At 61.3% G+C, this 13,242-nt stretch carries 11 protein-coding genes; 7 read left to right on the forward strand and 4 right to left on the reverse strand.

Features of this window, described 5'->3' with window-relative positions:
• The first annotated feature begins 207 nt into the window (after positions 1-207).
• On the forward strand, positions 208-1,320 hold the full coding sequence (locus CTR2_RS17265) for a porin (RefSeq protein WP_254913273.1): 1,113 nt from the start codon (positions 208-210) through the stop codon (positions 1,318-1,320).
• A gap of 138 nt (positions 1,321-1,458) precedes the next feature.
• On the opposite strand, the gene CTR2_RS17270 is transcribed toward CTR2_RS17265, so the two are convergent.
• From CTR2_RS17270 to CTR2_RS17280, 3 genes are all read right to left on the reverse strand, one after another.
• Complete coding sequence (locus tag CTR2_RS17270; RefSeq protein ID WP_087082370.1) at positions 1,459-1,812, reverse strand: Rieske (2Fe-2S) protein; 354 nt, start codon at positions 1,810-1,812, stop codon at positions 1,459-1,461.
• Positions 1,781-2,437, reverse strand: coding sequence for a DsbA family protein (locus CTR2_RS17275; protein WP_087082368.1), 657 nt, complete (start codon positions 2,435-2,437; stop codon positions 1,781-1,783). Before CTR2_RS17275 ends, CTR2_RS17270 begins: the two co-directional genes overlap by 32 nt.
• Before the next feature lie 91 nt (positions 2,438-2,528).
• A complete protein-coding gene (locus tag CTR2_RS17280; protein WP_087082366.1) occupies positions 2,529-3,509 on the reverse strand; it encodes a quinone oxidoreductase family protein in 981 nt (326 codons plus the stop codon).
• 484 nt (positions 3,510-3,993) lie between these two features.
• On the opposite strand from CTR2_RS17280, the gene CTR2_RS17285 reads away from it, so the two are divergent.
• Complete coding sequence (locus CTR2_RS17285; protein WP_087082364.1) at positions 3,994-5,784, forward strand: acyl-CoA dehydrogenase; 1,791 nt, start codon at positions 3,994-3,996, stop codon at positions 5,782-5,784.
• Between the two features lie 226 nt (positions 5,785-6,010).
• Here the strand turns inward: CTR2_RS17285 and CTR2_RS17290 are convergent, their stop codons facing one another.
• Entirely contained in the window at positions 6,011-6,685 is a 675-nt protein-coding gene (locus tag CTR2_RS17290; protein WP_254913272.1) for a GntR family transcriptional regulator, read from the reverse strand.
• Between the two features lie 483 nt (positions 6,686-7,168).
• On the opposite strand from CTR2_RS17290, the gene CTR2_RS17295 reads away from it, so the two are divergent.
• The 5 genes from CTR2_RS17295 to CTR2_RS17315 all read left to right on the forward strand — a co-directional run bounded on the left by CTR2_RS17295 (position 7,169) and on the right by CTR2_RS17315 (position 13,223).
• Complete coding sequence (locus CTR2_RS17295) at positions 7,169-8,701, forward strand: NCS1 family nucleobase:cation symporter-1 (RefSeq protein ID WP_087082360.1); 1,533 nt, start codon at positions 7,169-7,171, stop codon at positions 8,699-8,701.
• A gap of 285 nt (positions 8,702-8,986) precedes the next feature.
• The gene (gene hisD, locus CTR2_RS17300; protein WP_087082358.1) at positions 8,987-10,306 is read left to right on the forward strand and encodes a histidinol dehydrogenase; all 1,320 of its coding nucleotides are present in this window, start codon (positions 8,987-8,989) and stop codon (positions 10,304-10,306) included.
• Positions 10,307-10,308: 2 nt separating this feature from the next.
• Entirely contained in the window at positions 10,309-11,082 is a 774-nt protein-coding gene (locus tag CTR2_RS17305; RefSeq protein WP_087084531.1) for an SDR family NAD(P)-dependent oxidoreductase, read from the forward strand.
• Positions 11,079-12,098: a LacI family DNA-binding transcriptional regulator gene (locus CTR2_RS17310; protein WP_087084530.1), complete on the forward strand. Its 1,020-nt coding sequence runs from the start codon at positions 11,079-11,081 to the stop codon at positions 12,096-12,098. The genes CTR2_RS17305 and CTR2_RS17310 overlap by 4 nt, the downstream gene beginning before the upstream one ends.
• An 81-nt stretch (positions 12,099-12,179) precedes the next feature.
• Positions 12,180-13,223 carry a Bug family tripartite tricarboxylate transporter substrate binding protein gene (locus CTR2_RS17315; protein ID WP_254913271.1) on the forward strand — a complete coding sequence of 348 codons (1,044 nt, stop codon included), beginning with the start codon at positions 12,180-12,182 and terminating at the stop codon, positions 13,221-13,223.
• The last annotated feature ends 19 nt before the right edge of the window (positions 13,224-13,242 follow it).

Here is a 13,242-nt window from a genome sequence, read left to right on the forward strand (position 1 = left end):
CGGCTCCATTACTTATCTGATTCAAGACCTCTGCCCGGTGCCCACCCTTGGCACCGTGGGCAGCTGCACCCGGCTCAAGTCCTTTTGCGGGACTAGAGCTGGAGCTTGCCTGCGCCCTCACCCCATTCCCAGGCCCGGCCTTGCCCGGCAGTGTTTTTCGTCGGTTTGCCATCAGGCATCTTTTTTCAACGGTTCAAGGAGACATGAATGACTACAAAAAAAATGGCTTTCAATGCGCTGAGCGTTCTCGCATGCACGCTGGTGCCGCTGGCGGCCTCGGCACAATCCTCTGTGCAGGTCTATGGCGTAGTGGATATGGCCGTATCCAACTACCGAGGCGCTGGCGCAGGCTCGCGTCAGATGCTGACCTCCAGCGGCAATCAGGCCAGCCGCCTGGGCTTCAAGGGCCGTGAAGATCTCGGCAGCGGTCTGGCCGCCGGCTTTGATCTGGAGGCGGGCCTCAATACCGACAACGGCACCGGCCAGGCCTCCAACACCAACAACCAGCCTTCGGGGGCAGGCAGCAGCAACGGTCTGAGCTTCAACCGCAAGGCCCTGGTCTATCTGCAGAGCAAGCAATGGGGCGAGGTACGTCTGGGCCGCGACTATGTGCCCGCCTTCTGGAACATGTTCAACTACGACCCCTTTCGCCTGGGCGTGGGCATGAGCCTGCATGTGCTGCACGGCACCACTGTGACGGGCTTTCGGGCATCGAACAGCATTGGCTACTTCTCGCCCGGCTGCTCCAGCTCCAGTTGCAAAGGCCTGTTCTACCAGTTGATGACTGCATTCGGTGAAAACGATGCCGGCCCCAACCGCCAGGACGGCCGCGTCTATGGTGCACGCCTGGGCTATGGAGGCGATAACTGGGATGCAGCCGTCGCCATCACGTCCACCAAGAACCGTGTCGCCGACGACTACAGGCAGATCAATGCCGCCGCATCCTACCTCTGGGAGGGCCACCGCCTCATGGTTCTGGCTGCCGATCACCGCACCGGCAACCGCCTGGCAGGTCTGGACAATGCCGACCATGTACGCTACTGGCAGCTGGGAGCCATCTGGAAGGTCGGCAACGGCAACATTCCCATGAGCTTCATGCGCCTGAACCGCAATGACAACAGCGGCAGCAGCTCCAACAAGTACGCCGTGGGCTATGTGCACAACCTCTCCAAGCGCACCGCACTCTACGGCACCTATGCCTATGTAGACAACCGCGGCAGCATCAACCTGCCGGTGGCCACGGGCGCGCTGCAAGGCCCGATTCCAGTCGCAGGCGGCAATGCTTCGGGCTTTGACATCGGCATTCGCCACACGTTCTGAGTCCGATCCATGGCAACCGGCGCCCGCCGGTTGCCGGTTGCCGGTTGCCGGCCAGCGGACATCAATCCTGAAACCATAGAAAAAGGCCCGCAGAGAAAATCCGCGGGCCTTCTTCATCGCACATCGGCGCTCGATGGTTCAGCAGCAGTTGTCAGGCGGTTTGAGCCAGAGCAGTCCCTGCCTGACAAGAACTTCGTAGAGCGGGATCGTCATCTGCGGCGATGCCGTGCACCTGCCGCTGCGGATATCGAACTTGAGTCCATGCGCGGGGCAGCTCAGCACATGAGCATCGCAATTGCCGCCGGCCATGGAGGCACCCGCATGCGGGCAGCTGTTCTCCAAGGCATAGAACTCGCCTTCGACATTCAGCAGCAGGATGCTCTGGCCACCAGGCGTGAAAACCAGCTTTCGCCCGCCAGGCGGCAATTCCCGCACGGCGCCAGCGGCCAGCAATGCGGTATCAGGCGAAGATGCTGTTGGCAACACGGGCATGCTCCATGGCGCGCAGCAGCTCCGCGGGCGCCACCGCACCCGTCACCTGCAGACGCTGGTTGAACACCATATGCGGCACGCCGCCGGTGTGGCCGGCCTCGCTTTGGTAGCGCAGCGCATCAAAGCGGGAAGGATTCCAGTCCAGTGCTGCCGAGTGCGCCAGCTGCTGCAGCACCATGACCGAGCCTATATCGCGGCCCTGCACAAAGTAAGCGGCAAAGATGGACTCCACAAAGCGGATCATGGATTCGCCATCGAGCAGAGTCTGGGCGTAGTTGACCAACGCACAAACCAGGCGCGTGCTGGGGAAGGTTTCAATCAGCGCATGATTGATCTGCAGGCCCGCCGCGTGGGCCGCCGAACGCACCTGGGCACGGCGAACCTCCACGGCTCTGGGGCCACCGAGCCGGGCTTCGTAGAAGGCCTGGTAAGGCACTCCATGCTCCGGGATCTGGGGCAGCAGAGTGTCTGCATGCCAATGGATTGCAAGCTGCTGGTCGGGATATCTGGCCAGCAGCATCTCACGGGCGGCCAGCAGATTGCGCAGACCGATCCAGCACCAAGGGCAGATCAGGTCCAGCGAAAAGTCGACCTGCAGTGTCGTTGCAGCAGAGCTTTGAGTCATGACATTTATTTCTTTGGGCAGTCACCAAGGTTGATACAAAAAAGGGCTGAATGGCTCAGCCCTTTCATACCGTAGTGCTGCCTTCGATATCTCAGAGCGTGAAGATGGCCGATCCCACAATCTTGCGGGCTTCCAGATCACGGTGAGCCTGCACGGCGTCTTCCAGCACATAGCGCTTGCTGATGTCCACCTTGATACGGCCTTCGGCCACATGGGCGAACAGCTCGTTGGCCAGCTCTGCACGCTCCGTGGGGTCGGCGATGTAATGCGCCGATGCGGGACGGGTCAGGAAGAGCGAGCCCTTGCCGGCCAGAATCTGCGGGTTGAATGGAGGAATGGAGCCGGAGGCCGTGCCCAGACAGACCATCAGGCCGCGCACCTTGAGGCTGTTGAGCGAGCCTTCGAAAGTGTCCTTGCCCACGCTGTCGAAGACGGCATTCACGCCCATGCCATCCGTCAGTTCACGCACACGCTTGGCCACATCTTCATGGCTGTAGTTGATGGTGTGAACGCAGCCGTTGGCCCTGGCCACTTCGGCCTTGGCATCGCTGGAGACGGTGCCGATCACGTTCAGGCCTTCCAGCTTTGCCCACTGCGACACCAGCAGACCCACGCCACCGGCTGCAGCATGCAGCAAGATGGTGTCGCCCTTCTTGAAGTCCCAGATGCGGCGCATCAGGTAAGCCGCCGTCAGTCCACGCATGGTGATGGCTGCCGCGGTTTCAAAGCTGATGTTGTCAGGCAGACGGATCAGGGGGGCAGCGGAAATCAGGCGCTCCGTGGCGTAAGCGCCGATGGTGTTCAATGCGCCGGTATAGGTCACGCGGTCGCCGACCTTTAAATCCGTCACGCCGTCGCCCACGGCCGTGATCGTGCCGCAAGCCTCGCTGCCCACGCCCGCGGGCAAAGGCGCGGGATACAGACCGGAGCGGAAATAGGTATCGGCAAAGTTCAAGGCCACAGCACCTTGCTTGAGGCGGACCTGACCTGGACCGGGTTGGCCGACTTCAATTTCTTCCTGCCGCAGCACCTCGGGGCCGCCAACTTCGTGATAACGGATTACTTTAGCCATACAAACTCCCAGTCAGATACCAATCGAAAGGTGATACAGCACACGGCCTCACCTCGAACAGAATCAATACGAATCAATGACTTAAGCCATATCCCCGGTATCACTCCATTCAGACTGGGTTGAATTTATGGGAATTCTTCTCCAGGACATTTCCCGAGAACGCCGCTCTCTTGTCTTTACGCGACACCACGGGTAAATACCAAGTCAAAAAATTTAACTTCAAAGTTTCTCTTTGAATGAAAGCTTGCCGCAAGCGTTGGCCACCATATTGCGCGTCTGCGACTGCGGCAAGCCCGTCCCAGCCTCTAGAATCATTCCGTTTACGTAAACGTCAAACCAATGCGAGGGCCTGGCATTCTTGCTAGGCGCCGGACATGAAGTCGAGGGAAGCCCCTGCCATCCGTGGCGGGCAACATCCCCAACAATCCAAGGCACAACCCAGGTCTGGCAGCCAGCCGGGCCAGCATTCAAGGAAACAGAGACGATGACCTACAAAGCGCCCATCAAAGACATGCTGTTCGACATGGAGCATCTGGCCCAGATCGAGCAGGTCGCCCAGATTCCCGGCTTTGAAGATGCGGGGCTGGAAACCGCGCAGGCCGTTCTCGAAGAATGCGCCAAGCTTTGCGAAGGCGTGGTCGCTCCCCTGAATGTGCCAGGCGATGTCAATCCCTCGTCCTTCAAGGATGGAGTGGTCACGACGACTCCCGGCTTTGCCGATGCCTTCAAGCAATATGCCGAAGGCGGCTGGCAAGGCCTGCAGCACCCTGCGGACTTTGGCGGCCAGGGCCTGCCCAAGACCATTGGCGCGGCCTGTATCGAGATGCTCAACAGCGCCAACCTGAGCTTTGCTCTGTGCCCGCTGCTGACCGACGGCGCCATCGAGGCGTTGCTCACTGCCGGCAGTGACGAGCTCAAGTCCACCTACCTGGAAAAGCTGGTCACCGGCGAGTGGACCGGCACCATGAACCTGACCGAGCCCCAGGCCGGCTCCGATCTGGCCCTGGTGCGCACCAGGGCCGAGCCTCAGGGCGACGGCAGCTACAAGGTCTTCGGCACCAAGATCTTCATCACCTATGGCGAGCACGATATGGCGGACAACATCGTCCACCTGGTGCTGGCCCGCGTGGCCGGCGCTCCCGAGGGCGTCAAGGGGATCAGCCTGTTCGTCGTGCCCAAGTTCCTCGTGAACCAGGACGGCTCCTTGGGCAAGCGCAACGATGTGCACTGCGTCAGCATCGAGCACAAGATGGGCATCAAGGCCTCGCCCACGGCCGTGCTGCAATTTGGCGACAACGGTGGAGCCATCGGCTACCTCGTGGGCGAGGAAAACCGCGGCCTCGAATACATGTTCATCATGATGAACGCCGCGCGCTATGCCGTGGGCCTGCAGGGCCTGGCCGTGGCCGAGCGTGCCTACCAGCACGCCGTGGCCTACGCAAAGGAGCGCGTGCAAAGCCGCCCCGTCGACGGCTCGGTCAAGGCCAGCGCCACCATCATCCACCACCCCGATGTGCGCCGCATGCTGATGACCATGCGCGCCAGCAACGAGGGCTGCCGCGCCATGGCCACCACGGCCGCTGCCGCCTACGATGCCGCCCACAACCACCCCAATGCAGAGGTGCGCCAGGCCAACCAGACCTTCTATGAATTCATGGTGCCCCTGGTCAAGGGCTACAGCACCGAAATGAGCCTGGAAGTCACCAGCCTGGGCGTGCAGGTGCATGGCGGCATGGGCTTCATCGAGGAAACAGGCGCCGCCCAGTACTACCGCGACGCCAAGATCCTGACCATCTACGAAGGCACGACCGCCATCCAGGCCAATGACCTGGTCGGCCGCAAGACCGCGCGTGATGGCGGCCAGACCGCCAAGGCCATTGCCGCCCAGATCGAGAAGACCGAAGCCGCCCTCACTGCCAGCGGCACTGACACGGCCAAGGCCGTTGCCAGGAATCTGGCCCAGGCCCGTCAGGCCTTTGTGCAGGTGGTGGACTTCATCGTGGCAAAGGCCAAGGCCGACCCCAATGCCGCTTATGCCGGCAGCGTTCCCTATCTGATGCTCACCGGCAATCTGGTCGCCGGCTGGCAGCTGGGCCGCTCGGTGCTGGCTGCGCAAGACCTGCTGGCCAAGGGCCAGGACGCGGCCTTCATGCAGGCCAAGCTGGCCACGGCACAGTTCTATGCCGAACATATCCTGTCCCGGGTACCCGGTCAGGCCGATGCCGTGATCAACGGCGCGGCCAGCGTGATGGCATTGCCCATGGATCTGTTTTGATCCTGGACCTGAAGGCGGGGTGGCAACGCTCCGCCCCATCGTGAAATACATGGAAATAGCGGCCAGCGCTTATGGATAAAGCGCTGGCCGCTATTTTTTGAATCTCTAGAACGTACTGTGGCCATCGCTGCTGCCTGTATTGCTGGCGCGGACCGCCGAGTGCCATTGATGGAATGAGCTTTCCAGGCAGAGCGGGTCTACACAGCCAGGACACTGAAGCGTTGGGCTAATGCTGCGCAATCAGGATGGCGCGCAGACGGTCGCGCTCTCGGCGATTTCCGGCCAGCCCCTCGTCCAGGCGCGACTTCAGGGCGTCGATATGCGCAATCATCAATTGCTCCGCCTTGGCGGTATCGCCTTCGGCCAGAGCCTCGACGATCGCAGCATGATCGTCATTGGAGACCTTGGCTTCTGCCTTGGAGTGATATAGCGCCGCAGCCAGCATCGACCTCGCCGACAGGTCGACGATCATCGACGTCAAAAAACGATTGCCCAGGCATTCGGCCAGACAGATATGAAAGTCCGCGAGCAGCGAGCTGCGCTTGGCAGCATCGTCGGCAGCGATGGACTCCTGCTCATCCGCAATATGCTGACGCAGGCGCTTGAGTGCCGCCTGCAGCGGCTTGCCTGCATCGCGCAACATACCCGACTCCACAACGCGCCGCGCGGCATAGGTCTCCTGGGCCTCCTCAAACGAGGGCTCGGCCACATACCACCCGACACGCGAGCGCACCTCGACAAAGCCACGCGCCTGCAACTGGATCAGCGCTTCGCGCACCAAGGTACGGCTGACCTGGAACAAATCGGCAATATCCTGCTCGCCCAGCCTCACCCCGGGCCGCAATCTTCCGGTCAGGATGGACTCGATCAGACGCTCCGCAATCTTTGTCTTGGCAATCAAAACAATACCTTCTGCATGACTCTCCGTTCAATCAACAGGGCGGCGCGCAGCACAGGACACGGTCCATTGCTGCTCAGGATGCCACGACAAGGGACTGCCGCGGCAGGCTGCAGTTTACCGTTGCTTACCTTGCTCCAGCCTCTCGTGGCCCGGCCCTCCTGCTGCCTATCCCACGCTGCCGGAGCGCGCACCACCGCTGCAGCAAGCCAGCCCATTCGGAACTATTTGTAGGCACTCCAATGACCAAGGGTTCCCACCAATTCGAGCCCTTGATGGGTTGTATACATTTTTCGACTTATCCGATGTATACAAGATGATGTTCAAGATTGTTGCTTGATATCTCTCATCTCCAAAGCATCGGATTGCATGTCTGGCGCCCCCAAGCCCGGACATGCCAATGTCGCGTTGTTTGGGTGAGATGGAACAGATTGCCTGAGAAAAGCCGATGCACCGGACACGCGGCTGCTCCCCATAAAGGCAAAAATGAGAGACCTAGCAATCAACGAAGGCGGCCACTTCGCCCCCAGCCCCAGCACCGCAGCGCCCCGACTGCAACCAGGCTTGCCGCCAGGCGTCTCACCGGCGCTCTACAACGCAGACCTGGCTCCCACCGCAAAAGAAGGTCGATCCTGGAGCGCCTACAGCCTGTTCACCCTCTGGGTCAACGATGTTCACAATCTAGGCAACTACTCTTTTGCCATCGGCCTGTTTGCCCTGGGCTTCAGCGGCGGGCAGATCCTGACGGCTCTGCTGCTGGGCGCCGCCTTTCTTTTCGCGCTTCTGAACCTCTCCGGCTTCATGGGCTGCAAGACAGGCGTCCCCTTTCCCGTCATGAGCCGCATCAGCTTTGGCACGCGCGGCGCGCAGATACCGGCGCTGATACGGGGCGGCGTGGCCATCGCTTGGTTTGGCATCCAGACCTATCTGGCCTCCAAGGTGCTCGATGTGCTGGTGCTGATGCTGCTGCCGCAATGGCAGCCACTGGCGGAGCAGACGATGCTGGGGCTGCCGCTGCTGGGCTGGATCAGCTTTACGCTGCTCTGGGTGGTACAGGTCGTCATCGCCTGCTGGGGCATGGAGAGCATTCGCAAGTACGAGGCCTTCGCCGGCCCGGTGATCTTCATGACCTTTATTGCTCTGGCGGGCTGGATTCTCCACAGCTCGGGCGGGCAGTTGCACTGGTCGGCACCTTCCGTGCAGGCCCATGGCTCCAAGTGGGTGCAGATTCTGGGAGCCGCCTCGCTCTGGGTGGCGCTCTACGGCACTTTTGTTCTGAATTTCTGCGACTTCACACGGGGCACGACTTCGCGCAGCGCGGTGATCAAGGGCAATTTCTGGGGCATTCCCATCAATATGATGGTCTTCGGTCTGATCGTCGTGATCCTGACCGGCGGTCAGCTCTCCATTGACGGCACGCTCATCAGCAGCCCCGTGGACATCATCCAGAAGATTCCCAGCAAGCCTCTGCTGATACTGGCCAGCTTTGCGCTGATCATCCTGACCATTGCCGTCAATCTGATGGCGAACTTTGTAGCTCCCGCACTGGCTCTGACCAATCTGCTGCCCAGAAAGCTCAACTTCCGCAAAGCCGCCCTGGTCAGCGCCATCCTGGGCTTTGTCATCCTGCCCTGGAACCTCTACAGCTCGCCCGTGGTGATCGTGTACTTCCTCGGCGGTCTGGGCTCTCTGCTCGGCCCTCTGTTCGGGATCGTCATGGCCGATTACTGGCTCATCCGCAAGCAACGCGTGGATGTGGTGGCTCTGTACACCCAGAATGCGAACAGCCCCTATCACTACCGCAACGGCTTCAACCCCAGAGCCATTCAGGCGCTGATTCCATCAGCCCTGATTTCGCTGCTCTTCGCCTTTGTGCCCTATCTGCAATCCGTCTCAGCATTTTCCTGGTTCATTGCCGCAGGGCTGGGAGCCTTCTTCTACTGGCTGGTCGCCCCCAAAGGGCTGACCTACGCCGATCGGGATGGCGAAGCCATCGCTGTTGCAGCGGCCAAGCACTAAGCCATTGCACCTGTTTTCGACGTGCATATGAAACGAGGCGCCCTGGCGCCTCGTTTCGCTTGAAGCCGCAGCTTGCTGGCCAGCGGCAGCGCGGTCGGCGCTTCACACTGTCGCCCCGCGCAGCAGCACCATGCAGCGCTGCTTATTGAGAGCTCTCGTCCTTTGGCGTGCACTCAGGGACTCACAAAACCCAGTAAAAACCCCTATTTGCATACGAATGCAAGCCACTGAAAGTGCTCTGCATACGTATGCAAAACCTCTACTGACCCACTGATAGGAAGCCTGATGATCAGATATCTCAAACGCGGCAAGGAAATGCAAGTTCGAGCAGATGACGACGCCAAGGTGCGTGCCACTGTCGAAGGCATCATCAAGGACATAGAAACCCGCGGCGACGAAGCCGTGCGCGAGTACAGCCGCAAGTTCGACAACTGGGATCCACGGGATTTCCGCCTCAGCCGCGCCGAGATCGAAGCCGCCCGCAAGAGCCTCTCTGCCCGCGAGATCGAGGACATTGCCTTTGCCCAGAAGCAAGTGCGCAACTTTGCCCAGATCCAGCGCGACTCGATGAAGGACGTGGAGGTGGAAACCTATCCTGGCGTCGTTCTCGGCCACCGGCACATTCCCGTGAGCGCCGTGGGTTGCTACATCCCAGGCGGCAAGTACCCGCTGCTGGCCTCTGCCCACATGAGCGTGCTCACCGCCAAGGTGGCGGGTGTCAAGCGCGTGGTTTCCACCGCGCCACCGTTCCAGGGCAAGCCCCACCCTGCTATCGTCACCGCCATGGACATGGCTGGTGCCGACGAGATTCTGGTGCTCGGCGGTGTGCAGGCCGTGGTGGCCATGGCCGTGGGCACGCAGAGCATCGCGCCGGTGGACATGCTGGTCGGACCGGGCAATATGTTCGTTGCCGAAGCCAAGCGCCAGTTGTTCGGCCGCGTGGGCATCGACCTGTTTGCCGGCCCCACCGAGACACTGGTGATCGCTGACGACTCCGTGGATGCCGAAATCTGCGCGGTTGACCTGCTGGGCCAGGCAGAGCATGGGCCCACCAGTCCTGCGGTGCTGCTGACCACGAGCGAAAAACTCGCTCGCGACACCATGGTCGAAGTGGAGCGTCAACTCAAGATCCTGCCCACCGCCGCCATCGCTGCGCAAAGCTGGGCCGAATATGGCGAGGTCATCGTCTGCGACAGCGACGCGGAAATGCTGCAGGTGGCCGACGACCTGGCCTCCGAGCATGTTCAGGTGATGACGCGGGACCCCGATTATTTCCTCAAGAATATGAGCAACTATGGAGCCCTGTTCTTGGGGCCACGCACCAACGTGAGCTTTGGCGACAAGGTGATTGGTACCAACCACACCCTGCCGACGAACAAGGCGGCGCGCTACACCGGGGGCCTGTGGGTGGGCAAGTTCCTCAAGACCTGCACCTACCAGCGCGTGATCACCGACGAAGCCAGCGCGCTGATGGGGGAATACTGCTCGCGCCTTTGCCATATGGAGAACTTCGCGGGCCACGGCGAACAGGCCAACATCCGTGTGCGCCGCTATGGCACCCGCCCTGAAGTGCCTTGGTACCAGCCCGTGCCGGTAGAGGCATGAGCATGAACGCACTGCCCCGTACCCCCAGCTTCCGGCTGGATGGCAAGCGCGCACTCGTGACAGGCGGTAGCCGCGGCATTGGTCTGGCCATTGCCGTTGCACTGGCAGAGGCTGGCGCCACCGTCACGCTGGCTGCGCGATCCGAGCCCGAACTGCGCGACGCCTGTGCACGAATCAACGCCGAGTTGGGTGGCAGCGCCTGCGACCATGTGGTGCTTGATGTCACCAAGCCGCAGAGCGTGGATGCACTGCTTGATGCCCATGCGCCTTTCCACATTCTCGTGAACAACGCCGGCATGAACCGTCCCAGGCACCTGGTGGAGCTGGGCAACGAAGACATTGATGCCGTGCTGAACCTGAATGTGAAGGCCGCGTTCTATGTTTCGCGTGCAGTCGCGCGCAGCATGCTGAAAGCGGGGCAAGGCGGCAGCCTGATCAACGTCTCGTCGCAGATGGGCCTCGTCGGAAGCCCCGGTCGCACGCTGTATTGCGCCTCCAAACATGCGCTGGAAGGCATGACAAAGGCCTTGGCGTGGGAGCTGGGCAGGTCTGGCATCCGTGTGAACACGCTGTGTCCGACCTTCATCGAGACCGAGATGACCGCAGACATGTTCCGGCAACCGGGCTTCAAAAACTGGGTGCTAGAGCGCATTGCACTGGGGCGCCTCGGACGGACGGAGGAAATCATGGGGGCCGCCGTGTTCCTGGCCAGCGATGCCTCAAGCCTAGTCACTGGCAGCGCCCTGATGCTCGATGGAGGATGGACAGCGGCATGAAACTACAGGTAACTGCACAGGACGTTGCGCGCCTCGCGGAGGTCTCCCAATCCGCCGTCAGCCGCACCTTCACCCCCGGGGCAAGCGTCTCGGAAAACACGCGCGCCAAGGTGATTCTGGCCGCTCAGACCTTGGGCTACCGGCCCAACGCCTTGGCGCGCAGCCTCATCACCCGGCGCAGCAGGATGATCGCGCTGGTAATGAGCTATCTCGAAAATCAGTTCTATCCGCTGGTGATACAGGCGCTGTCGCAGAAACTGCAGAAGCAGGGCTACCACGTGCTCATGTTCATCAGCGAGATGGACGAAGCCGATGCCGTACTCACCGACATCCTGCAGTACCAGGTGGACGGCGTGGTGATGGCGTCCACCGTGCTGTCCCCTGCCCTGACCAAGACCTGTACCGATGCGGGTGTGCCAGTGGTGATGTTCAACCGTGTGCCTGATACGGGTGGGTTTGCCCGCCCTATCACCAGTTCCGTCACCTCGGACAACTACCGTGGTGGTCGCATGATCGCGGAGCTGCTCGTGTCTCGTGGCTACCGCAGACTCGCATTTCTGGCAGGTCTGGAAAATTCCTCCACCAACCTCGATCGCGAACGTGGCTTTCTGGATGCCCTGGAGGAAGCCCGGCTGTCGCTGCACAGCCGCGCCGTCGGCAACTTCAGTTTCGAAGGCGCCCGGCAAGCCACACGAGATCTGTTCGCCGATGCGCGACACAGGCCCGAGGCGGTCTTCGTCGCCAACGACCACATGGCCATCGCCGCCATGGACGTACTGCGCCAGGAACTCGGCTTGCGCGTTCCGCAAGACGTAGCCGTTGTGGGTTTCGACGATGTGCCTCAGGCCGCCTGGGGGGCCTACCAGCTCACCACCGTGGTTCAAAGCGTGGAAGACATGGTCAGCGCCACGGTGACATTGCTGCACGAGCAGATGCAGGGAGAAGTCAACCCACGCAATGTGGTCATACCCGCCCGTCTGGTGGAGCGTGCCACCGTCGGCCGCGTGGCGGCCTGAAATCCATTGACCCACACCGCAGAGATACCGCACTCAGAGCATCACTCACAACAACGATCCTACGATCCAGAGAGAGACCCCGTGAAAACAGCACCTCCTTTCCAGTTTTCCTCGCTCAAACGCCGCACCATCCTGCTGGCAGCCCAGACCGCTCTGGCCTGCAGCGGCCTTGCCACATGGACGAGCCATGCAAAGAGCATGACCACACCGGCAGGACCCGATGGCTATCCGCACAGCGGCCGCGTGGTCATCGTCGTGCCGTTCGCACCCGGAGGCGCAACGGACATCATCGCTCGGCTGGTGGCCGATGAGCTCGGCAAGCGCTGGGGCACCGCCGTGGTGGTGGATAACAAGCCCGGCGCTGGCGGCGGCATCGGTACGGAATATGTGGCCCGTGCCAAGGGCGATGGCTACACACTGCTGCTGGGCACGCAGACGGCGCTGGCCGTCAATCCGGTGCTGCTCAAGAAGGTTGGTTACAACGTCGACAAGGATTTCGCCCCCATCACCGAACTGGCCGACACACCACTGGTGCTGCTGGCCAGCAAGAAGTCCGGTGCCACGAACCTGCAGGAACTGACCGCCGCCATCAAATCCAAACCAGACGCGATCTCCTACGGCAGCAGCGGCAACGGCACCTCGCAACACCTGACTACGCTGATGATGCTCGAGCGCATCGGCGGCAAGGCCGTGCATGTGCCGTACAAGGGAAGCAGCCAGTCATTGGTGGACTTGGCAGGCAACCAGATAGACATGCAGTTCGACAATATGGCCACGGCGCTCGCCTTTGCCAGGAACGGCCAGGCCAAAGCGCTTGCCATCACCAGCCTCAAGCGCTCGCCGCTGCAACCCGATCTACCCACCCTGAGCGAAGCGGGTGTGCCCGGCTTCGAAGCGGCGACCTGGCTCGGCCTGCTGGCACCGGACGCCACGCCCGCACCTGTGGTGCAGTATCTGAACAGGGAAGTGGTGAGCATTCTGAACACTGCCTCCGTCCAGGAACGGCTCGCCGCCCAGGGTTTCACCGCCCGCTCGATGTCCAGCGAGCACTTCAGAAAGTTCATCCGGGATGAAACCGTCAAATTCGACAAGCTCATCAAGTCCAACAATCTGACCATTGATTGAGCCACACCTTATTCCATGC

Source organism: Comamonas thiooxydans (assembly GCF_002157685.2).
Taxonomy (GTDB): Bacteria; Pseudomonadota; Gammaproteobacteria; order Burkholderiales; family Burkholderiaceae_C; genus Comamonas; species Comamonas testosteroni_H.

Bases quoted from the DNA above. Each gene is read 5' to 3' on its own strand.
- CTR2_RS17280 (WP_087082366.1), bottom strand. From the start codon at position 3,509: ATGGCTAAAGTAATCCGTTATCACGAAGTTGGCGGCCCCGAGGTGCTG.
- CTR2_RS17295 (WP_087082360.1), top strand. From the start codon at position 7,169: ATGAGAGACCTAGCAATCAACGAAGGCGGCCACTTCGCCCCCAGCCCC.
- CTR2_RS17305 (WP_087084531.1), top strand. From the start codon at position 10,309: ATGAACGCACTGCCCCGTACCCCCAGCTTCCGGCTGGATGGCAAGCGC.
- hisD (WP_087082358.1), top strand. From the start codon at position 8,987: ATGATCAGATATCTCAAACGCGGCAAGGAAATGCAAGTTCGAGCAGAT.
- CTR2_RS17285 (WP_087082364.1), top strand. From the start codon at position 3,994: ATGACCTACAAAGCGCCCATCAAAGACATGCTGTTCGACATGGAGCAT.
- CTR2_RS17275 (WP_087082368.1), bottom strand. From the start codon at position 2,437: ATGACTCAAAGCTCTGCTGCAACGACACTGCAGGTCGACTTTTCGCTG.
- CTR2_RS17310 (WP_087084530.1), top strand. From the start codon at position 11,079: ATGAAACTACAGGTAACTGCACAGGACGTTGCGCGCCTCGCGGAGGTC.
- CTR2_RS17270 (WP_087082370.1), bottom strand. From the start codon at position 1,812: ATGCCCGTGTTGCCAACAGCATCTTCGCCTGATACCGCATTGCTGGCC.
- CTR2_RS17265 (WP_254913273.1), top strand. From the start codon at position 208: ATGACTACAAAAAAAATGGCTTTCAATGCGCTGAGCGTTCTCGCATGC.